This is a genomic window from Methylophilus sp. UBA6697 (assembly GCF_002454655.1).
GTDB lineage: Bacteria > Pseudomonadota > Gammaproteobacteria > Burkholderiales > Methylophilaceae > Methylophilus.
Map to the genome: position 1 here is coordinate 55590 of NZ_DKJH01000021.1, position 21706 is coordinate 77295.

At 51.0% G+C, this 21706-nt stretch carries 18 protein-coding genes and 1 pseudogene; 15 read left to right on the forward strand and 4 right to left on the reverse strand.

Annotated features, from left to right (window positions below):
- Positions 1–22: 22 nt before the first annotated feature.
- The 3 genes from rnr (at position 23) to B3355_RS06285 (ending at position 5206) form a co-directional block, all read left to right on the forward strand.
- Entirely contained in the window at positions 23–2503 is a 2481-nt protein-coding gene (rnr, locus tag B3355_RS06275; RefSeq protein ID WP_292781565.1) for a ribonuclease R, read from the forward strand.
- 150 nt (positions 2504–2653) lie between these two features.
- Positions 2654–3415 carry a 23S rRNA (guanosine(2251)-2'-O)-methyltransferase RlmB gene (gene rlmB / locus B3355_RS06280; RefSeq protein WP_019882464.1) on the forward strand — a complete coding sequence of 254 codons (762 nt, stop codon included), beginning with the start codon at positions 2654–2656 and terminating at the stop codon, positions 3413–3415.
- Positions 3416–3430: 15 nt separating this feature from the next.
- Positions 3431–5206 carry an ABC transporter ATP-binding protein gene (locus B3355_RS06285; protein ID WP_292781569.1) on the forward strand — a complete coding sequence of 592 codons (1776 nt, stop codon included), beginning with the start codon at positions 3431–3433 and terminating at the stop codon, positions 5204–5206.
- A gap of 29 nt (positions 5207–5235) precedes the next feature.
- Here B3355_RS06285 and B3355_RS06290 read toward each other — a convergent pair whose 3' ends face one another.
- Positions 5236–7020 (reverse strand): adenylyl cyclase, encoded by a 1785-nt coding sequence (locus B3355_RS06290; RefSeq protein WP_292781572.1) that lies wholly within the window; start codon positions 7018–7020, stop codon positions 5236–5238.
- Positions 7021–7184: 164 nt separating this feature from the next.
- A complete protein-coding gene (mqo, locus tag B3355_RS06295; RefSeq protein WP_292781575.1) occupies positions 7185–8738 on the reverse strand; it encodes a malate dehydrogenase (quinone) in 1554 nt (517 codons plus the stop codon).
- 389 nt (positions 8739–9127) lie between these two features.
- Here mqo and B3355_RS06300 point away from each other — a divergent pair, with 389 nt between their 5' ends.
- The 5 genes from B3355_RS06300 (at position 9128) to cimA (ending at position 14648) form a co-directional block, all read left to right on the forward strand.
- Complete coding sequence (locus tag B3355_RS06300; RefSeq protein ID WP_024931173.1) at positions 9128–9619, forward strand: urate hydroxylase PuuD; 492 nt, start codon at positions 9128–9130, stop codon at positions 9617–9619.
- A gap of 80 nt (positions 9620–9699) precedes the next feature.
- A complete protein-coding gene (locus tag B3355_RS06305; RefSeq protein WP_414683412.1) occupies positions 9700–10872 on the forward strand; it encodes an aspartate aminotransferase family protein in 1173 nt (390 codons plus the stop codon).
- 22 nt (positions 10873–10894) lie between these two features.
- On the forward strand, positions 10895–11812 hold the full coding sequence (argF, locus tag B3355_RS06310) for an ornithine carbamoyltransferase (protein WP_019882457.1): 918 nt from the start codon (positions 10895–10897) through the stop codon (positions 11810–11812).
- A 38-nt stretch (positions 11813–11850) separates the two neighbouring features.
- Positions 11851–13074 carry an argininosuccinate synthase gene (locus tag B3355_RS06315; protein ID WP_019882456.1) on the forward strand — a complete coding sequence of 408 codons (1224 nt, stop codon included), beginning with the start codon at positions 11851–11853 and terminating at the stop codon, positions 13072–13074.
- Between the two features lie 5 nt (positions 13075–13079).
- The gene (cimA, locus tag B3355_RS06320) at positions 13080–14648 is read left to right on the forward strand and encodes a citramalate synthase (RefSeq protein ID WP_292781584.1); all 1569 of its coding nucleotides are present in this window, start codon (positions 13080–13082) and stop codon (positions 14646–14648) included.
- Between the two features lie 19 nt (positions 14649–14667).
- Here the strand turns inward: cimA and pagP are convergent, their stop codons facing one another.
- Both pagP and B3355_RS06330 read right to left on the reverse strand, forming a co-directional pair.
- A complete protein-coding gene (gene pagP / locus B3355_RS06325; protein WP_292781587.1) occupies positions 14668–15252 on the reverse strand; it encodes a lipid IV(A) palmitoyltransferase PagP in 585 nt (194 codons plus the stop codon).
- 37 nt (positions 15253–15289) lie between these two features.
- Positions 15290–16090, reverse strand: coding sequence for a helix-turn-helix transcriptional regulator (locus tag B3355_RS06330; protein ID WP_292781590.1), 801 nt, complete (start codon positions 16088–16090; stop codon positions 15290–15292).
- Between the two features lie 119 nt (positions 16091–16209).
- On the opposite strand from B3355_RS06330, the pseudogene leuC reads away from it, so the two are divergent.
- The 7 genes and pseudogenes from leuC (at position 16210) to asd (ending at position 21619) form a co-directional block, all read left to right on the forward strand.
- Positions 16210–17536, forward strand: a pseudogene (gene leuC / locus B3355_RS06335) (3-isopropylmalate dehydratase large subunit).
- A 12-nt stretch (positions 17537–17548) separates the two neighbouring features.
- Positions 17549–18187, forward strand: coding sequence for a 3-isopropylmalate dehydratase small subunit (gene leuD, locus B3355_RS06340; protein WP_019882449.1), 639 nt, complete (start codon positions 17549–17551; stop codon positions 18185–18187).
- Between the two features lie 56 nt (positions 18188–18243).
- Positions 18244–19314, forward strand: coding sequence for a 3-isopropylmalate dehydrogenase (gene leuB / locus B3355_RS06345; protein ID WP_024931179.1), 1071 nt, complete (start codon positions 18244–18246; stop codon positions 19312–19314).
- An 84-nt stretch (positions 19315–19398) separates the two neighbouring features.
- A complete protein-coding gene (locus B3355_RS06350; RefSeq protein WP_024931180.1) occupies positions 19399–19710 on the forward strand; it encodes a pyrimidine/purine nucleoside phosphorylase in 312 nt (103 codons plus the stop codon).
- A 121-nt stretch (positions 19711–19831) separates the two neighbouring features.
- The gene (locus B3355_RS06355) at positions 19832–20326 is read left to right on the forward strand and encodes a YajQ family cyclic di-GMP-binding protein (RefSeq protein WP_019882444.1); all 495 of its coding nucleotides are present in this window, start codon (positions 19832–19834) and stop codon (positions 20324–20326) included.
- A 28-nt stretch (positions 20327–20354) separates the two neighbouring features.
- Positions 20355–20462 carry an entericidin A/B family lipoprotein gene (locus tag B3355_RS06360; RefSeq protein WP_019882443.1) on the forward strand — a complete coding sequence of 36 codons (108 nt, stop codon included), beginning with the start codon at positions 20355–20357 and terminating at the stop codon, positions 20460–20462.
- A gap of 44 nt (positions 20463–20506) precedes the next feature.
- Positions 20507–21619, forward strand: a complete 1113-nt coding sequence (gene asd / locus B3355_RS06365; protein WP_024931181.1) for an aspartate-semialdehyde dehydrogenase — start codon at positions 20507–20509, stop codon at positions 21617–21619.
- Positions 21620–21706: the final 87 nt, after the last annotated feature.

The window sequence follows — 21706 nt, forward strand, 5'->3', positions numbered from 1 at the left end:
CATTTTAAAGGAAGAATAAATATTGTCAACCAGAAAAACGAAAAAATCCCTGCGTGCAAATGACCCGCAGGCCCAGCGTGAAGCTGAGTTATATCAAACACCATTGCCGAGTCGCGAGTTGGTGTTGCAATTGCTCTCGGACCAGGGAGTCCCCCTGGGCGCCGACCAGATTTATGTATTACTCGACATCAGCCATGATGAACGAGACATTTTTAATCGCAGGCTGGGCGCCATGGAGCGTGATGGCCAGTTAATGCGTAACCGCAAGGGGGCATTTTGCCTGCCGGATAAGATTCACCTGATTGCTGGCACGGTGTTTGGTCATACCGATGGCTATGGATTTTTAGTGCCCGATGATAAAACCAAGAACCCGGAAGATATCTTTCTGGGGCCGAAAGAGATGACCCTGGTCATGCATGGCGATCGTGCCATGGTGCGCCTGGCGGGCGTGGATCGTAAGGGTCGCCCCGAAGGCAAGCTGGTCGAGGTGCTGGAACGCGCTAACAAAACGTTGGTCGGGCGTGTGATTCGTGCGCAAGGCGTGACGATTGTTGCCGCAGAAGATAAGCGCATCAGCCAGGATGTGCTGATTCCTTATCATTTGGATATGGATGCACAGGTCGGCCAGATCGTGACGGTTGAGTTGACGGAGTATCCCTCTTCTCATTCCAGCCCCATGGGCAAGATTGTAGAAATCTTGGGTAACTATGCCGACAGTGGCATGGAAATCGAGATTGCGTTACGCAAACATCATTTGCCGCATCAGTTTAATCCTGCAGCGGTCAAGCAGGCCGAAGATTTCCCCAGAACCGTGCAAGCCAGGGATTACAAAGGTCGCAAAGATTTACGTGATTTACCATTGATTACGATTGATGGCGAAACCGCGCGTGACTTTGATGATGCTGTGTTCGCTGAGCCACAGGGCAAAGGTTGGCGCCTGGTGGTGGCGATTGCCGATGTGAGTTTTTATGTGCAACCTGGTGATGCGCTGGATAAAGACGCTTACGACCGCGGCAACTCCGTGTATTTTCCGCGTCGTGTGATCCCGATGTTGCCGGAGGCGTTGTCTAATGGCTTGTGTTCGCTGAACCCGGATGTCGAGCGCTTGTGTATGGTGTGTGATATGCAGGTGGACGGACAAGGCGTGGTCAAGCAATACCAGTTTTACCCGTCGGTGATGTTGTCTAAAGCGCGTATGACTTACACCAAGGTACATGCCTTGTTACAAGGTGAAGATCCTGCCCTAGCCGAAGAATATGCCTGGTTATTGCCGCATGTGCAAAACCTGAACAGCCTGTTCCGGTTAATGCTGACCCAGCGTGAAAAGCGCGGTGCAGTCGAGTTTGAGTCGACTGAAACCATGATGGTGTTTAATGATAATGGCAAGATCGACAAGATCGTGCCTGTAGTGCGCAATGACGCGCACAAGCTGATTGAAGAATGTATGTTGGCAGCTAACGTGTGTGCGGCCGACTTTTTGCTGAAAAATGAACAAACCTGTTTGTTCCGCATCCACGAGGGCCCGACGCCTGAAAAACTGGAAGCCTTACGCTTGTTTATGGGCGAGTTTGGCTTTGGTGTTGGCGGTGGCGAAAATCCAAGTGCCAAAGACTATGCCAAACTCATGCAGCGTATCAAGACACGGCCAGATGCTCAGTTGTTGCAAACCGTGATGTTGCGCTCTATGCAGCAAGCGGTGTATAGCCCGGATAATGTCGGCCACTTTGGCCTGGCTTATGAGGCTTATACCCACTTTACTTCACCAATTAGGCGTTACCCGGACTTGCTGGTGCATCGTGCCATCAAGGCTGTGGTAGAAGGCAAACGTTATCAAGCCAAAGACTGGCATCAGCTGGGTATGCATTGCTCGATGACTGAACGCCGTGCCGATGATGCCACGCGTGATGTGACCAACTGGCTGAAATGTTTTTACATGCAGGATAAGGTTGGCGAGGTATTTAGCGGCACGGTGGCTGGTGTGACCAGCTTTGGTTTGTTTGTGGCGCTGGATGAGGTCTACGTTGAAGGCTTGTTACACGTGACTGACCTCGGCAATGACTATTTCATTCATGATAAAGCCCGTCACGAAATGGTGGGCGAGCGTACGGGTGTACGTTACCGGCTGGGTGATCGTTTAACCGTGAAAGTGGTGCGGGTTGATTTGGAGACTTCGCGTATAGACTTTACGCTGGTTGGCGCCGTAGAAGGCTCGACAGAGCTGGAAGGTGGATTATCCGCTGATGATGAGAAACCGGCCGGTACAAGAGGCCGGTCTGCTAAAACGGCAGGATTGAATACGCCTGTTAAAGCAGCGCCAGCGGCTTGGGCCAAGTCTGCGACTACAAAAGCCAAACCTGCCAGTGCAGGCGCAAAATTACCGCGTAGCCAGGGCGATAAGCCCACGACAGGCAAAGCGACAGCAGGAAAATCACGTTCAGCCAAAGATAAAGGTCGCCACTCGGCACAAAAAAATAAAGGCAAACCTAAGGCAAAAGCACGATAATAGCGCCTGAGGTTAGTTTGTTATTTATTCGCGCAGTGCGCAGCAATATTAAAATGTTGCTGGGCCTGCGCGATTCGTGTTTTATCTTTTGCGCGGTTTATCTTTTGTAGATAGGTTAGCAAAAGTCATTAAGAAAAATTAGGAGTCACTATGTCAGAAACCCGCATTCTGTTTGGTTTTCATGCGGTGTTGAGTCGCATGCGTCAGCATGGCAGCAGCATTCAGGAAATTATTATTGATCAAGACCGTGTCGATGCGCGTATGCGCGATTTACTCGACATGGCAAAGTCGCAAAATATTCGTGTCATTCAGGCCGAGCGTCATCGTCTGGATGGTTTTATTGGCGCGCATGGCCGTCACCAGGGCGTGATTGCCCGTGTGGTGGAAACGCCTATGCCGTACAAGGACATCCATGATGTGCTGGAGTCAGACCTTGATGAGCCGCCATTTTTCCTGATTCTGGATGGCGTGCAGGACCCGCATAACCTGGGCGCCTGTTTGCGTGTGGCCGATGCCATGGGCGTACACGCAATTATTGCGCCTAAAGATCGTTCTGTCGGCCTCAATGGCACCGTACGTAAAGTCGCCAGTGGCGCGGCAGAGACCGTGCCGTTTATCTCGGTCACCAATCTTGCCCGCACCATTCGCGAATTGAAAGAGGCTGGGGTGTATATCATTGGCACCACCATGGACGCGCCAGGCTCCTTGCATAATACCAAGCTGGAAGGCCCGATCGCACTCGTCATGGGCGCTGAAGGAGATGGGATGCGCCGTTTGACCCAGGAAACTTGTGATGCACTGATCACCATCCCGATGTTCGGTTCGGTACAAAGCCTGAACGTCAGTGTCGCCAGTGGTATTGCCTTATATGAGATTCGTCGTCAGCGTGTGTTGGCTGGCGGTAAAGCTTAATTTCCGGCCGTTGTGATGTTGACCTTGCGTGATTTGTGGCAGCAACTGCGTCTGCAATCCCGGCGTTTGTGGCTGGGGCAGTGGCTGGCGTTTCTGGGTGCCGTTGTGGCGGTGCCTATTCCCTTGCTGATGCCCTTGCTGGTAGATGAGGTGCTGCTACATCAGCCAGGCAAACTCACGCAACTCATGACCTGGTTGCTGCCATCTGATTCGCTGGGGCCGATTGCCATCATTCTGTTGGTGACGCTGCTGACCATGAGCTTGCGTCTGGGCAGTGTGCTGCTGGGCGTCGCCACCACGCGTATTTTTGTCGGCCTGTCCAAGCAGGTGACCCTGGGCGTGCGGCAGACACTGTTAGACAAACTCTCCCGTATTCGCATGCAGGTTTATGAAAGCCTGGGCGCAGGCCAGATCACGGCACGCTTGCTGACGGATATTGAAACACTGGACAAGTTTCTGGGGGAAACCATTGCTAAAGTGCTGGTGGCCGTCCTCAGTGTGATCGGTGTGGCCGTCGTTTTGCTGTGGATGCACTGGCAACTGGCGTTGATTATCCTGTTGTTGAACCCGTTTGTAATCGGGCTGACGATGGTGCTGGGTAAAAAGGTCAAGGTGTGGAAACAGCGTGAAAACAGTGCCTTTGAAATGCTGTCACAATCGGTGACTGAAACGCTGGAAGTCATGCAGCAATTACGTGCCAGCAACAGCGATAAACGCTTTCTGGATAAAGCCAAACAAGCTGCCGAAGCTGTAAGGGCTGCGGCGACCGCTTCCGGCTGGAAATCAGATGCTTTATCACGGTTATCGTTTGGCATTTTCCTGTTTGGCTTTGAAATTTTTCGCGCAGTGGCGATGCTGATGGTGGTGTTTTCCAACCTTTCCGTTGGGCAGATGATCGCGGTGTTTGGTTATTTATGGTTCATGATGGGGCCGGTGCAAGAGCTGTTGTCGGTGCAAGTATCTTATTACGCCGCTAAAGCCGCGCTAGGCAGGATTAACCAGGTGCTGGCCGCTGACGAAGAGCCGCATTATCCCGCGCAGGTCAATGGGTTTGCTACACAAAGTCCGGCGGCGATTCGTTTGCAGCAGGTGACGTTTGCCTATGGTGAAGGCAGTCCAATTCTGGAAGACGTGAGCCTGGATATTTCACCGGGCGAACAGGTGGCGCTGGTTGGTGTGTCAGGCGCAGGCAAGTCCACGCTAGTGCAATTACTGCTCGGTTTATATGCGCCCAGCCGTGGGCAGATTCTGTTCAACGGGCAAGCCATGGAGCAGTTGGGATATGCACAAATCCGCGAGCATTTAGGGGTGGTGTTACAGCAACCCATGTTGTTTAACGATAGCGTGCGGCAAAACCTAAGCCTAGACCAGCCTTATGCGGATGATGCTTTGTGGCAAGCGCTGGAGGTTGCGCAGTTGGCACAATTTGTTCGTGACTTACCCGAAGGGCTGGACACGCAACTTGGGCGCAGCGGCGTACGTCTGTCTGGCGGCCAGCGTCAGCGGCTGGCGATTGCTCGTATGATGCTCAAGCAGCCACAAATCGTGATTCTGGATGAAGCGACCTCGATGCTGGATACCCACACCGAAGCTTTGCTGCATCAAGCCATGCGCACATTCTTACGTGGACGCACCACCATTATCATTGCCCATCGCTTATCGGCGGTGAAAGAGGCTGACCGTGTGCTGGTATTTGACGGTGGTCGTATTATCGAAGAAGGGCAGCATGAGACGCTGGTCAAGCAGGCAGGTAGTGTTTATCAACGTTTGTATGGACAGCAAACGGCCTGACTTTCGCCAAGCCGCGCTGTATTTGCTGCTTAGGGCGCTGCGCGCATCCTGACGACCTCATTGCCAAGTTTGGCAGCATCACCCAGGTTATTGAGGATATGGGTAATTTCCCCGGTACCACCTAATGACACGCTGGTCATGCGCTGGAATTGAATCTGCGCATTCACCGGTGCTTCAATTGCGCTATTGAGTTTGACGCTGGTATTGTCATTGAAAAAACAATATACGCCCATGCCTATCGCTTTGTGGCGCGTCACCTGGTCCCCCACTTTGTAAGAAGCAAAACCATTGACACTACCATTCATCCAGCTTTGCTGATCAGGCACATCATAAGGTGCCTCGCTCTGGTAGAAATAGACCGCACCATTGTCGCCGTTCCACACTGTCTGGTAATCATGAAAGTGTTCTACAAACAAGCCATACATCGTCACATCATCCCCGTTGACGACAATGCCGTGCTTGGTTTTGTTGCTGGCCCAGCCGATACCGTTACCGTGATCACCGCGCCATACCCACAAATTGTCACCAATCACATGATTACTGTTGATGATGACGCTGTGCGTGGCATTGCCAACGGCCGCACCGCCCACCCTGAAAAATACATCATGTAAGGTGGTGGGGTTGTTGGCGTGACTGACCGCACCCTTGTGCTCGCCAATTTGCAGCAAAACGTCAGAATTTTTTTCACCGGCGTCGAATAACACGCCGCCCAGTTTTACGCCGTCCACATCGGCAATCGACATGGCAACATTACCCGCTACGGGTTTCAGGGTGGCGATGCCCAAGCCCAGGACGACGGTATTCGGCTGTGTGACTTGCAAAGGCTTGTTCAGGGTGTAAATGCCTGGTGTTAGCAGCAGGTGCTTGCCACCGCTTAGCGCTGTATTGATACTGTCTGCAGTATCAACCGCCGCTTTGGCAATATAAAACTGCGACAGCGGCAAGGTTTCACCTGCTACGTGTGCTTGTTGCCAGGAGATGCCTTGTGTGTCGGTATGCAAGGCAGGCACGAATACCTGGTAAGCACCTGTGCCGTCTATGGTGAGAAATGGTTTTTCACGCACGAGGGGCGTTTTCTCGACCACCGTGTAAGGCGGGGTAGGCCAGTGCTCGCCATCGGGTGCATTTTTAACGCCCACAAACACCATATTCCAGTTGGCATTGGTCCAGCTGCCAACGGTTGAATTTCTGGTCAACCACTGTTGTTGCGTGCCTGAATTGATTTGCTGGTCAATCAGGCTATCCGCAATAAAGCCGCCGCTGGACCAGCCGCCATTGTCATCAAGCAGCATATTGCCGCGCACATGAATGCGGCGCAGGGGCGCAGCTTGCGACACGGCCCATTGCATGGTGCCATTGTCTGGGGTCACTGAAAGGTTTTCTACGCTGCGCCAGAAGTTTTGCGTAGCATCTTCTTCATGCCAGCGGGCTTCTACCTGGATGCCGCCTTGCAGCATCACATCATCAGGAAACTGTCCCAAGCCCAGCAATTGCGTATAAAAGCCGAGTTTGACTTTGTTGTGGTAGACGCCAGGTTTAAACAGGACGGCATAGCGCTCAGGCCCAAACTGGTTGCTTTCCTGTTGTTTAAATAGCGCATCCAGTTTGCCTTGGATATCCGTCGATGACATGCCTGGGTCCAGGATCAGAACATTTTGTCCAAAATCGGGCGCCATGGGCTGGTTTTTTTGCGCCTCAGTCGCCTGGCAACCAAGCAACAGGGTGGCAAGCATGGCACTCACTGTTTTAAACGCAATTGTTTTTTTAAAGATGGCGCTATTAAAGCTTGAGTGATCTGACAAAAAAGAACGCATAAACAAGTGGCTTCCAAGAGAAATCATTTTATACATGACCGCAATAGAGGGAATGAAATTCAACTTTTTTCATTTTCTATTCCAAACTTATGTAAGGTGTCATGCCGTTGTGACACCCTGATGCTGCAAGCAGCCAGCGCGAGGCTGGCCCAGATTCCGAGGGATTAGCCCAGATTTAAAGTACTCAATGTATCGCGGCGCACCCGTGCCAGCAAGGCGGCATCATCGATCAGTGATTCGCCAAAAGAAGGAATCAGTGATTTGAGGCTGTCTTGCCAATCTTGGCTTTGCATACGGCTGGCGAAGCAGCGTTGCAGTACATCCAGCATGGCTTTCACGCTAACCGAGGCACCAGGTGAAGCGCCAAGCAGGGCGGCTAAGCTACCGTCGGCGCTGGCAACAATTTCGGTACCAAATTCGAGTTTGCCCCAATGCTGGTGGCAGCGTTTGATAATTTGTACGCGCTGTCCGGCATGCGCTAACTGCCAGTCATCGCTGTTAGCTTCGGGCAAAAACACGCGCAAGGATTCCATGCGCTGCTCGTGGTTCTGAAAGACTTCTTTAATCAGGTATTTGGTTAAGTCGAGATTGTGGCGGCCAACCCCGAGCAAGCTTTTGATATTTTTCAGTTTGACCGATTTGGCCAGGTCAAAACGCGACCCTTGTTTAAGGAAGCGCGTGGTAAACCCGGCATAGGGGCCAAACAGCAACGCGGGCTGGCCTTGTATCATGCGTGTGTCCAGGTGCGGCACGGACATGGGTGGTGCGCCAACAGCCGCCTGGCTGTAGACTTTTGCATGATGCGCGTTGATCAGTTTCGTGTTGTTGCAAATCAGCCATTGGCCGCTGACAGGGAAGCCGCCATAACCGTGTGCTTCCGGGATGCCAGATTGTTGCAGTAAAGGTAAAGCACCTCCGCCAGCACCTAAAAAGACAAATTTGGATTGATAGGTTTGCGTGTGTCCTGAAGCTAAATGCTGGATATGCAGTTGCCAACTACTTTGTTCGCGTTGCTGTTGTTGTTTGAGTTTGGTGACGCGCGATTGCGTTAGCAAGGTGAAGTTCGGGCGTGTTTTTAAATAGGCAACCAATTGGCGTGTCAGGGCACCAAAATTCACATCCGAACCATGTGCGACCCGGGTAGCAGACATTTTTCCGGCAGGCTGGCGACCGGCCATCATCAGCGGCATCCAGTCGCTTAATTGACTGGCCTGGTCACTCCATTGCATCTCGGCAAATAGCGGGTGCGCTTGTAATGTCTCAAAGCGTTTACGTAAGAATGCAGCATCTTCTTCGCCCCAAACGGCACTTAAATGTGGCACGCGCTGAATAAAATCAGCCGCATTTAACACGCCTTCTTTGACCAGGCTAGACCAGCATTGCAGCGAGACCTCGAAGGCCGCATTAATTTCGAGGGCGCGGCGAATCTGAATGTCGCCATGTTTATCTTTGGGGGTGTAGTTGAGCTCACAATAACCGGCGTGACCGGTCCCGGCATTGTTCAATGCATCTGAACTTTCGAGGGCAACATCATCGAGTTGCTCTACCATGCAAATATGCAGGGTTGGGTCGAGTCGATGTAGCAGAACTGCCAGCGTAGCGCTCATAATGCCGCCACCCACCAACAATACATCGAGATCAGTTGTTGCCATGGTTTGTGATTCCCCCGTGTTGAGGCGCCTGGATGTCAAACGCACAATCATAATGCCGCCGCGCATTATAATATAAATCGAAAAACACGCTGCATAGACGACATTGAATCGCCTGCAAATCCGCTGCAATCGCGATTGCACGAACTTGTCAACAAAAGGCTTTTGCGGTAATCTCTGACATTCACCAGAAATGGTTTAAAACTAGAAAAAAACGAATCCTGACTTGAAGTTAGGGCAAACAGTTCGCGAGCGTCATTGTGTTTTGATGCAGGTGTTGTAATGCGGCAAGTTTCCCCTAAACGTGACAAGTAGTCAGGCTCACTGTGGAACACATGATTGGGGTGCGTATGAAAAATCCGCTGGAATCAGTTGTCGGGTCCGTCATTTCAGGGTTGCTGTTAACCCTGGCTCTGGTTTTTTTCCTTAAGAATTTCATTGTGGCAGGGGGCTAATCCATGGAACTGGTACCGGCACTCGCGCGATGGATACATTTTCTGGCAGGCATTACCTGGGTCGGCCTGCTTTATTACTTCAACCTGGTACAAATGGCAGGTCTGAAGGCTGCTGCTGCGGATGGAACAGCCGCCGGGATTAATAAACATATTGCCCCGCGCGCCTTGTTATGGTTTCGCTGGTCGGCTGTCGTGACCTGGCTGGCCGGTGCGGCTTTGCTGGGGCCGCATTTTGTTGATGCCTTTGCATTGCGTAACGGATTTGAGCTGATAGGCGTAGGGGCCTGGCTGGGTACGATTATGCTGTTTAATGTCTGGGCACTGATTTGGCCCAACCAGAAAAAGATTCTGGGTATGGTTGCCGCGGATGATGCGGCAAAAAATAAAGCGCGACGTGTGGCCATGCTGGCATCGCGTACCAATTTGATGCTTTCACTGCCAATGTTGTTTTTTATGGCGAATGGATTGAGTCATCGCGCAGTATTAGGTTTTTAGCGGGTTTAAGGCGTTTACGGCGGCTTAAGCCGCCGTTTTTGTTTTTTGAAAAAGGGTTTGAAATGCATTCGGAACACTTAATGAACACCTATGGTAGGCAGCCTGTGACGTTTGTCAAAGGCGAGGGCGTCTGGCTGACAGACACTGCCGGTGATCACTATCTGGATGCGCTGTCCGGCGTGGCAGTAAATGGTTTGGGCCATGCCCATCCCAAATTTGTGGCCGCGCTCAATGCGCAAATTGCCAGATTGATCCATGTCTCCAATATTTACCAGATCGCCGAGCAATCTGCGCTGGCCGATAAACTGGCTGAATTGTCCGGCATGGACCGTGTGTTTTTCTGTAACTCTGGTTGTGAAGCCAACGAGGCGGCCATTAAGCTGGCGCGTCTGTATGGCCATAACAAAGGCATAGACCACCCGGAAATCATTGTCATGGATCAAAGCTTTCACGGCCGGACTATGGCAACCTTGTCTGCTACTGGCAATCGCAAGGTGCAGGCCGGTTTTGAGCCCTTGGTGAGTGGTTTTTTGCGTGTTCCATTTGATGATCTTGAAGCAGTGAAAACCATCGCTTCACACAAAAACAACGTGGTGGCCATCCTGGTCGAGCCCGTGCAAGGGGAAGGCGGCGTGCATATTCCGGCCAGCCTTAAGGCCTATTTGCAAGGCTTGCGCGAGATTTGTGATGCCAATGGCTGGTTGCTGATGCTGGACGAAGTGCAATCCGGCATTGCCAGAACCGGTACCTGGTTTGCGTTCCAGCATACTGGCATCGTGCCGGATGTCATGACCCTGGCCAAGGGCCTGGGCTCAGGCGTGCCGATTGGCGCCTGTGTAGCGCGTGGCATTGCGGCTGAAACCTTCACCCCAGGCAAGCATGGCTCTACTTTTGGCGGCAACCCCTTAGCGACGGCTGCTGGTTTGGCCACGCTGGATATTATTGCCGAAGAGAAACTGCGCGAAAATGCAGACACGGTGGGTGATTACATCCGCCAGCAATTTACTGCTGCGCTCAAAGGTGAAGCTGGCGTCATCAACATCCGCAATGCCGGCATGATGATAGGCATCGAGCTGGACAGGCCTTGTGCAGAGTTGGTTAAGCAGGCATTGGCAGCCAAGTTGCTGATTAACGTGACTTCTGAAAAAGTGATTCGTTTGCTGCCATCCCTGGTAATGAACAAGCAAGAAGCGGATGAACTGGTTAGCAGGCTGACGCCACTGATATTGAATTTTTTAAAGGCAAGCGCTTGATTGAACAAGTGCCCAACACATTATGAGTATTAAACACTTTTTGCAATTTAATGACCTGACGCGCGACGAGATCGAACATATCTTCGCGCGTGCCAAATGGATTAAATCGCAGTTTAAAGACTACAAACAATACTGGCCGCTGGTTGACCGCACGCTGGTCATGATCTTTGAAAAAGCCAGTACACGGACGCGCCTGTCATTCGAGGCAGGTATGCAGCAATTGGGCGGCTCAGCGATTTACCTGAATACGCGTGACTCACAACTGGGTCGCGGTGAGCCGGTAGAAGATGCGGCACAAGTCATTTCACGCATGAGCGACATCGTCATGATTCGTACTTTTGAGCAAAGCATCATTGAACGCTTTGCGCAAAACTCGCGCGTGCCCGTCGTCAATGGCCTGACCAATGAATACCACCCGTGCCAGATTCTGGCTGATATTTTCACTTTTATCGAGCATCGTGGGTCGATTCAAGGCAAAACCGTGGCATGGATTGGTGACAGTAATAACGTCTGCAATACCTGGTTGCAAGCGGCAGAAGTGCTCGATTTTAATGTACATGTCTCTACGCCACCTGGCTATGAAGTCGAGCCTGAGCGCGCCAATTTGTATGGCACCTCGCACTTTGAATCTTTTGCTGATCCGATGGAAGCGGCTCGTGATGCAGATTTAGTGACCACTGATGTGTGGACATCGATGGGCTTTGAAGCCGAAAACGAAGAACGTCGTAAAGATTTTGCTGACTGGCAAGTCGATGAAGACATGATGAAAGTGGCTAAGGCCGATGCGGTGTTTATGCACTGCCTGCCAGCGCACCGCGGTGAAGAAGTGTCTGCCGAAGTGATTGATGGCAAGCAAAGCGTGGTGTGGGATGAGGCGGAGAACCGCTTGCATACGCAGAAGGCATTGATGGAATATTTGTTGTTAGGAAAAGTGGCTTGATTTCACAAGCCAGATGAATTCAGTTTGGGATAATTTAGATGAGCGATATTAAAAAAGCGGTGTTGGCTTATTCCGGTGGTCTGGACACCTCCGTGATTTTGAAGTGGTTACAAGATACCTATCAATGTGAAGTGGTGACGTTCACTGCTGACCTCGGTCAAGGTGAAGAGCTGGAACCGGCGCGTGAAAAAGCCAAAAAGTTTGGCGTGAGCGAGATTTATATCGACGACTTGCGTGAAGAGTTTGTGCGTGACTTTGTGTTCCCGATGTTCCGTGCCAATACCGTGTACGAAGGCGAATACCTGCTGGGTACCTCCATTGCGCGTCCATTGATTGCCAAGCGCCTGATTGAAATTGCCAATGAAACCAAAGCTGATGCCATTTCGCATGGGGCGACCGGTAAAGGCAACGACCAGGTGCGTTTTGAGTTAGGTGCTTATGCGCTCAACCCGAATATCCAGATTATTGCCCCATGGCGTGAGTGGGATTTGTTGTCCCGTGAAAAGTTGCTGGCTTATGCCGAAAAACACAGTATCCCGGTGGAAATGAAGCATAAACAAGGCGGCAGTCCATATTCCATGGATGCCAACTTGTTGCATATCTCTTATGAAGGCCGTCACCTGGAAGATCCTTCCGCTGAAGCTGAAGAAGATATGTGGCGCTGGACTGTTTCACCGGAAAAGGCACCTGATGCTGCCGAGTACCTGGATATTGAGTTCAAACATGGCGATATCGTGGCCTTGAATGGCAAAGCCATGAAAGCACACGAGATTCTGGCCGAATTAAACCGTATTGGTGGTCAGCACGGCGTGGGCCGTCTGGACCTGGTGGAAAACCGCTATGTGGGCATGAAGTCTCGTGGTTGCTACGAAACGCCTGGCGGTACCATTATCCTCAAAGCACACCGTGCGATTGAAAGCATCACATTGGACCGCGAAGTGGCGCATTTGAAAGATGACTTGATGCCACGTTACGCCAGCCTGATTTACAACGGCTACTGGTGGAGTCCTGAGCGTGTTGCCTTGCAAACGCTGATCGACCATACACAGGCGACGGTGAATGGCTGGGTGCGCGTGAAATTGTACAAAGGCAACGTGATTGTCGTGGGTCGTGACAGCAAGACCGACTCATTGTTTGATTCAACCATTGCCACGTTTGAAGATGACAAAGGCGCTTACGATCAAAAAGATGCCGGTGGCTTTATCAAGCTGAATGCTTTACGTATGCGTATTGCGGCTAATTTGCACAACCGTAAAAAATAATTTTTATGGCCAATCGACGCGTCATTGCTTACGACTCCACGTTGCGTGATGGCGCGCAGGCGCAAGGCGTGTCTTTTTCCGTTGAAGATAAACTCAAGGTCGTGCAACGCCTGGACCAGCTGGGCATTGGGTATATAGAGGCAGGAAACCCTGGTTCGAATCCTAAAGATCTTGAGTTTTTCGCACGCGTCGGTGAGTTGCAATTGCAGCATGCCAAAATTATTGCTTTTGGCAGTACGCGTCGCATCGGCATTGCCGCGGCTGAAGATAAGAACTTGCAATCGCTACTTTCTGCTAACACGCAGGCGGTCGCGATTTTTGGCAAAAGCTGGGATTACCAGGTCACCGATATCCTGCGCACGACCTTGCAGGAAAACCTGGCCATGATAGGTGACACCATTGCCTATTTACAAGCGCAGGGCAAAGAGGTGGTGTTTGATGCTGAACACTTCTACGATGGTTACAAGGCCAATCGCGAATATGCCATGCAAACCCTGCAAGCCGCAGTGGATGCTGGGGCTGATGTGCTGGCATTGTGTGATACAAACGGCGGCACTTTCCCGAATGAAGTCTTTACCATCACTGAAACCGTTGTGAAGCAGTTTCCATACGTTCAAGTCGGCATACATTGCCATAATGACTGTGAAATGGCGGTGGCTAACTCCGTGGCTGCTGTGCAAGCAGGGGCAACGCAGGTGCAGGGCACGATAAATGGCATCGGTGAGCGCTGTGGTAATGCCAATCTGGTGTCGATTATCCCCAATGTGCAATTAAAGCTGGGCCTGGACTGTATTTCAGCGTCACAGTTGTCTGAATTAACCGCGGCAGCGCGTTTTGTCAGTGAAGTGGCTAATGTGGCTTTTAACGACAAAGCACCGTATGTGGGGCAGGATGCTTTCGCCCATAAAGGTGGCATGCACATTGATGCCGTGAATAAGAATCCGAAGTCCTACGAGCATATCAACCCAGGTACGGTGGGTAATGAGCGCCAGATTCTGGTGTCAGAAGTGGCGGGACGCGGCGCGATTTTGCGCAAATTACAGCAAATTGATCCGAGCCTGACCAAAGAGTCTGATGCGGCGGTTAAGATACTGGAGCAGTTGAAAGCACTCGAGCATGAGGGCTACCAGTTTGAAAATGCTGAGGGCTCATTTGATTTGCTCATGCAAAAGTTACTAGGTAAGTTTGAGCCATTTTTTAGCCTCAAGCATTACAACGTCAATATCGACGAACCTTCGGCCCATGCCAAAAATTCCAGGGCGACAATTCAGATTTGCGTGAACGAACAAGAGTCCAGCGCCACTGCGCAAGGAGATGGCCCGGTAAATGCGCTGGATAAAGCTATGCGACAAGCGCTGGAGCAGTTCTACCCAGTGATTAAAGATATCAAGCTGGTCGATTACAAGGTCCGTGTGCTGGATTCTAACCAGGCCACGGCGGCCAAAGTGCGGGTATTCATTGAATCCACCGATCAGCACAGTAACTGGACGACCATCGGCGTGTCGTCAGACATCATTGAAGCTTCGTGGCTGGCCTTGAAAGATGCGCTGGAATATAAGCTGATTCGCCTTTAATTGCGCTGGCAAATACTCTTTAAAACGCGACGGTTGACCACATAAACAGCACATTGCCATTGCCTTTGGTGCCCGGCACATAGGTGGCGTTGACGATCACTTTATCGTATCCCACTGCTGCAATCGGCAACAATACAGGTAGCGGTTTATAGTTGTAATCACTTCTGGCCGTGAAGCCTGCGGTTAATCCCACCCCTGCATTCAAGCCACTGGCCTGGCCCGCCAGGTTTTTCACATGTCCGTAGCCCACAATTGGCTCCCAGTCATCATGTGAGTCTTTAAACGCCATCACATAATAGCCATCCCAGTTGCTGTTGGCATCGCGGTGCGACTTGCCTATACCCAGCCCCCACGGACGCTCGTTAAACGAATCAACTTTCTCTTTCGAGTACATGCTTCTGTTGTGATAAGTCACCAGCGGTACATATAAATCGGTTTGATCGGATTTTTGCCATACATCCGTCAGGTGGTTTTTAAGCTGCCCCAGCCAGCTGTCTTGCGTTGCAGCATTGGCAGATTCTGGGCTTGCTGTTTCTACACTAACTGGTTCAGCGTTTGCGTGCAGGCTGAGTGTGCTGATGAAGAGGAGTGCATATATTTTCATAACATTTTAAGCGGTCTGATTTTTGGTTAACATTTTCTCATGAATTTGCTGTGCTGGTTGGTTGCAAAAGCACCAGTTTCAGTTGCTCCTGCTCTACAGGCTTCAGCGTGACTTGTTGAAAGTGAATCAATCCATGCACTGGATGTTGAAATTCACGTTGTCCGCCTTGTCGTTCCAGTACATCGTGTTGTTTCCAGAATTGGGTAAATTCTACACTGGCGGTACTTAACTCACTGACCAGTTGCTTGACCTCAGGTTCCTCTAATCTCGAGCGGCAGTCTGCGCGAAATTCAGCCACCAGGCGGCGTGCACGCATCTCCCAATTAACGACAAACTGCCGGGCTTGCGGATTGGCAAACACAAAGCGCAGCAGGTTTGGGCGCTGGGTCTTCGGCCAGGCGACGTCCAGCAGTCCGGTAAATAATGTCTCTGCTGGCTGGTTCCAGGCCAGGATATCCCAGGTGCGGCCCATCACATAGGCGGGAATCTGCATCTGGTTCAGCATGGCGACCAGTGTTTCCGGGGCCGTATCGACTTCGTTTTGGTGTGCTTGTGGATCACGTCTGTCGGCCATATCAAACAAATAACTGCGTTCAGACTTGCTGAGTTTCAAGGCTGTTGCCAGCCTGTCCAGCGCTTCGGCTGAGACATTGACTTCGCGTGCCTGCTCTATCCAGGTGTACCAGGTCGCACTGATGCTGGCCAGTTGTGCGACTTCTTCGCGGCGTAAACCTTGTGTGCGGCGGCGTGAACCAGAAGGGAATCCGAATTCTTCCGGGGTACCACGCTGACGCATGGCTTGCAGAAATTCTGCCAGTTCCTGCCTTCTCGTATCCATTTGATTTGTTTATCCTATTAGTCTTAATACTAGTATAAACTATCTTCTTGTAAGGGTATTAAAACTTAGGTATTCTGCGCGAGTTTTATCAATATTTGCGTGGTAAGAAAGGAACAGTCATGGCAGGCAAAACGCTGTACGACAAATTGTGGGAATCGCATGTGGTGCATGAGGAATCTGATGGCACCTGTTTGATTTATATCGACCGTCACCTGGTACACGAAGTCACCAGCCCGCAGGCGTTTGAAGGCTTGCGCATGGCTGGCCGCAAGCCATGGCGTAACTCCAGTATTGTGGCGAACCCTGACCACAATACACCGACCAAAGATTGGGACAAAGGCATTGAAGACCCGATCTCGCGTCTGCAGGTAGAAACGCTGGACAACAACATCAAAGAGTTTGGCGCTTTGGTGTATTTCCCGTTTAAAAACAAAGACCAGGGCATTATCCACGTCATCGGGCCTGAAAATGGTACAACCTTGCCAGGCATGACCGTGGTCTGTGGCGATAGCCATACCTCTACCCATGGCGCTTTCGGTGCCTTGGCGCATGGTATTGGTACCTCAGAAGTAGAACACGTGTTGGCGACACAAACACTGGTGGCCAAAAAATCCAAAAGCATGCTGGTGCGTGTTGATGGCCAGCTTGGCAAAGGTGTGACCGCGAAAGACGTGGCATTGGCTATTATTGGCAAAATCGGGACTGCTGGCGGTACTGGCTATGCGATTGAGTTCGGTGGCGAAGTGATTCGTAGCTTGTCCATGGAAGGCCGTATGACGCTGTGTAATATGGCGATTGANNGACCACTGGACCAAAGCGGTGGCTTACTGGACTACGCTGAACTCTGAAGCTGACGCAGAGTTTGATACCGTGGTGACCTTGAATGGTGCTGAAATTGCGCCGCAAGTGACCTGGGGCACCTCACCTGAGCAAGTGCTGCCAATCGGCTCGACGGTGCCGGATCCGGCGAAAGAAGTGGATGCAACCAAGCGCACCAGTATAGAAAACGCCTTGAAATACATGGGCTTGTCAGCGAATACGCCAATTGATCAAATTCAGCTGGATAAGATTTTTATTGGTTCATGCACAAATTCCCGCATTGAGGATTTGCGCGCTGCAGCCGGTGTCGCCAAAGGTAAAAAAGTGGCCAGCAATATCAAACTGGCGATGGTCGTGCCAGGCTCCGGACAGGTGAAGCGCCAGGCCGAAGCTGAAGGCCTGGACAAGATTTTTATTGAGGCTGGTTTTGAATGGCGTGAGCCAGGTTGCTCCATGTGCCTGGCCATGAACGCAGACCGTTTGAGCCCGGGCGAGCGCTGTGCCTCTACCTCTAACCGTAACTTTGAAGGCCGCCAGGGCCCGGGTGGTCGTACGCACCTGGTGAGCCCGGAAATGGCTGCCGCTGCTGCGATTGCCGGTCACTTTGTGGACGTGCGTAGCGCATAAGAGGAGAACATCATGAAAGCATTTACTACTTTAAATGGGCTAGCCTGTCCGCTGGATCGTGCCAACGTCGATACTGATGCCATTATCCCGAAACAGTTTTTGAAATCGATTAAACGTTCTGGCTTTGGCCCTTACTTGTTTGATGAGTGGCGTTATACCAACTATGGCGAACCTGGCATGGATTGCAGTACCCGTCCGCTCAATACCGAATTTGTCTTGAACCAGCCACGTTATCAGGGCGCACAAGTACTGCTGGCGCGCGATAACTTTGGTTGCGGCTCTTCGCGCGAACACGCGCCATGGGCGATTGAGGACCAAGGTTTTCGCGTGATTATTGCGCCTAGCTTTGCCGACATTTTCTTTAACAACTGCTATAAGAATGGCATTTTGCCGATTGTGGCCTCAGCTGAGCAAGTCGATAGCCTGTTCAAAGAATGCCTGGCCAATGAAGGCTATACACTGAATGTCGATTTGGCCGCACAAACGGTGACCACGCCTTCTGGCCAGTCATTCAGTTTTGAAATTACGCCTACCCGTAAGCACAACCTGCTCAACGGCCTGGATGAAATCGGCCTGACTTTACAGCATACGGATGAGATCCGTGCTTTTGAAGAAAAGCACAAACAAAGTCAGCCCTGGTTATTTGCTTAATGGAACGTGTCTTCTCTCGCAAAGAGAATGCATCAAAAAATAAAAGGAATTTTTAAATGGCATTAAATATTGCTGTATTGCCAGGTGATGGCATTGGCCCGGAAATTATTGCGCAAGCGTTGCGCGTACTGGAAGTATTGAAAAAAGACGGCCTGGACATGACCTTTACGGAAGCGCCTTTGGGCGGCCAGGCTTATGACCAGTTCGGTCATCCATACCCTGAGTTTACGCAAGAGGTCTGTCGTAAAGCTGACGCCGTCTTGCTGGGCGCCGTCGGTGGTCCGCAGTACGACAACCTGGACCGCCCATTGCGTCCTGAGCGCGGCTTGCTAGCTATCCGCAAGGACTTGGGTTTGTTCGCTAACCTGCGTCCTGCCGTACTGTTTCCTGAGCTGGCGAATGCCTCTACCTTGAAACCAGAAGTAGTGGCAGGCCTGGATATCATGATCGTGCGTGAACTGACTGGTGACGTTTATTTCGGCCAGCCACGCGGTATGCGCACTAACGAGCAGGGCGTGCGTGAAGGTTTCAACACCATGATTTACAGCGAGCCTGAAGTGCGTCGCATTGCGCATGTGGCTTTTGACATCGCTATGAAGCGTGGCAAGAAGTTGTGTTCTGTGGACAAGGCCAACGTGCTGGAAACCACCGAATTCTGGAAAGAGATCGTCATTGATGTGGCTAAAGAGTATCCGGAAGTGGAGTTGAGCCATATGTACGTCGACAATGCCGCCATGCAGCTGATTCGTAATCCTAAGCAGTTTGACGTCATGGTTACCGGCAACATTTTTGGTGACATCTTATCTGATGAAGCTTCGATGCTGACCGGCTCTATCGGCATGCTGGCGTCTGCTTCCTTGAATGAAAGCAAAAAAGGCTTGTATGAGCCTTCACATGGCTCTGCGCCGGATATTGCTGGCAAGAACCTGGCCAACCCGATTGCGACGATTCTGTCCGTGGCGATGATGTTGCGTTACAGCTTTGATAATGAAGCGGCTGCGACCCGCATTGAAAATGCAGTGAAAAAAGTATTGGCAGCAGGCTACCGCACGGGTGATATCTACGAAGAGGGCACCAAGAAAGTTTCTTGCTCTGAAATGGGTGACCAGATCGTCGCTGCCATGTAAAGCAGGCTCTGTGGGCGGCGCTGTTCATGCCGTCCGTTCAGTTTTAAGATATAGTCGTAACTAGTATTGATTAGGAATTTAAAAATGGCACAATTTGATAATGTCAGCGTAAAAAAGAAAGCCAACGTTTATTTCGATGGTAAATGTGTGAGCCACACTGTGTTGTTCCCGAATGGCACACGCTGTACCGTGGGCGTGATTTTCCCTAGCACATTGACCTTTAACACCGGCTCACCTGAGTTGATGGAAATTAATGATGGCGTGTGCAAAGTCCGTCAAAAAGACGAAGATAACTGGACAACCTATAAGGGCGGCGAGAAATTCACAGTGCCTGGTAACTCCAGCTTCGATATTGAAGTGTTGGAAACAGTAGACTACGTCTGCCACTTCGAATAAGACCAACCGAACTTGCTTGCTTGAGCCGAGTTATACGCCCTTGTCGTACTTGATGTACTGCCTGCGGTCGTATGCCTTGCTCAAGCTGCGCAATTTCTAGTTGGTGTAGGAGAAAGAAAATATGCCAAGTTTTGATATTACGTCTGAAGTTGATATGGTCAATTTGAAAAATTCGATTGATGCTTCTGTCAAGCAGATCACCAATCGTTATGATTTCAAGGGCACGTCGGCCAAAGTCGATTTTAACGAAAAAGACAAAGTGATTACCTTGTTTGGTGACAACGACTTTCAGCTGGATCAGGTGAAAGACATCTTGTTGCCAGCCATGGAAAAAAAAGAGCCTGAGTCATCCAAGCGCCTGGAGCACAAGGATGTGCAAAAAGTGTCAGGCAACAAGGTGAAGCAAGAGCTGCATGTGCGTGATGGCATTGATAGTGACCTGGCCAAGAAAATCACCAAGCTGATTAAAGATAGCGGCATGAAGGTACAGGCGAGCATCCAGGGAGATACAGTGCGTGTCAATGGTGCCAAGCGCGATGTGCTGCAAGAGGCGATCGCATTTGTGAAAAAAAGTATTACCGATTTCCCATTGAAATACGGTAACTTCAGGGATTAGTCATTGGGAGAATAATATGGCGAAATGGATGACATTAGTATTGACGGTGTTGGTGTTAGCAGGCTGCAACACCATTAATGGCATGGGTAAAGATATTGAACAAGCGGGTGAAGCTGTTCAGAAATCGTCCAAATAATTTATTGTTAATGCCGGATGATCCGGCTGAAATATCGAGTCACTATGTTAAAAGTAGGGTTTGTAGGCTGGCGCGGCATGGTTGGGTCTGTGCTGATGCAGCGCATGATGCAGGAAAATGATTTTGCGGATATCGAGCCGCAATTTTTCACGACCTCGCAAACAGGTGGTGCTGCGCCTAAAGTGGGTAAAGATTCTCCTGCATTAAAAGATGCCAGGGATATCAACGCTTTGCGTCAGATGGACGTGGTTGTGACTTGCCAGGGTGGCGATTACACCAGTGAGGTGTTCTCGCAATTACGTGCGACTGGCTGGCGTGGTCACTGGATTGATGCGGCTTCAACCTTGCGCATGGAGCAAGACGCCGTGATCATTTTAGACCCGGTCAATATGCATGTCATTAAAGATGCATTAGCCAATGGCGGCAATAACTGGGTTGGCGGTAACTGTACCGTGTCTTTGATGCTGATGGCATTAAACGGCCTGTTTAAGGCTGATCTGGTGGAGTGGGCGACATCCATGACTTACCAGGCGGCTTCAGGTGCAGGTGCTCAGAATATGCGTGAGCTGATTAGCCAGATGGGTGTGGTGAATGCCTCTGTGGCTGGCTTGCTGGCAGATCCTGCCTCTGCGATCCTGCAAATCGACAAAACCGTGGCGGAGACGATTCGTAGTGAAGCGCTGCCAACCGCTAATTTTGGTGTGCCCCTGGCTGGCAGCCTGATCCCATGGATTGATAAAGATCTGGGTAATGGCCAAAGCAAAGAAGAGTGGAAGGGCGGCGTTGAAACCAACAAGATTTTAGGCCGTGAAGCCAACCCGATCGTGATCGATGGTTTATGTGTACGCATTGGTGCCATGCGCTGCCACTCGCAGGCGTTGACACTCAAGCTGCGCAAAGATGTGCCACTGGATGAAATCAACCAGATGCTGGCCGAAGCCAACGAATGGGCCAAGGTGATTCCTAACGAGCGTGAGATCAGTATGCGCGAGCTCACGCCAGCGGCCATTACCGGCACACTGACAACGCCGGTAGGCCGTTTGCGCAAACTGGCGATGGGTGGCGAATACCTGTCCGCCTTCACGGTGGGCGACCAGTTATTGTGGGGGGCAGCAGAGCCTTTGCGCAGAATGTTGAGAATTCTGGTAGAAGCTTAAGTAATTGATTAAATAGCAGCCCGTAAAGCCATGATTTATTAATGAAATCATGGTCTTTTCGGGCTTTTGCTTTTTATATAATGCGGT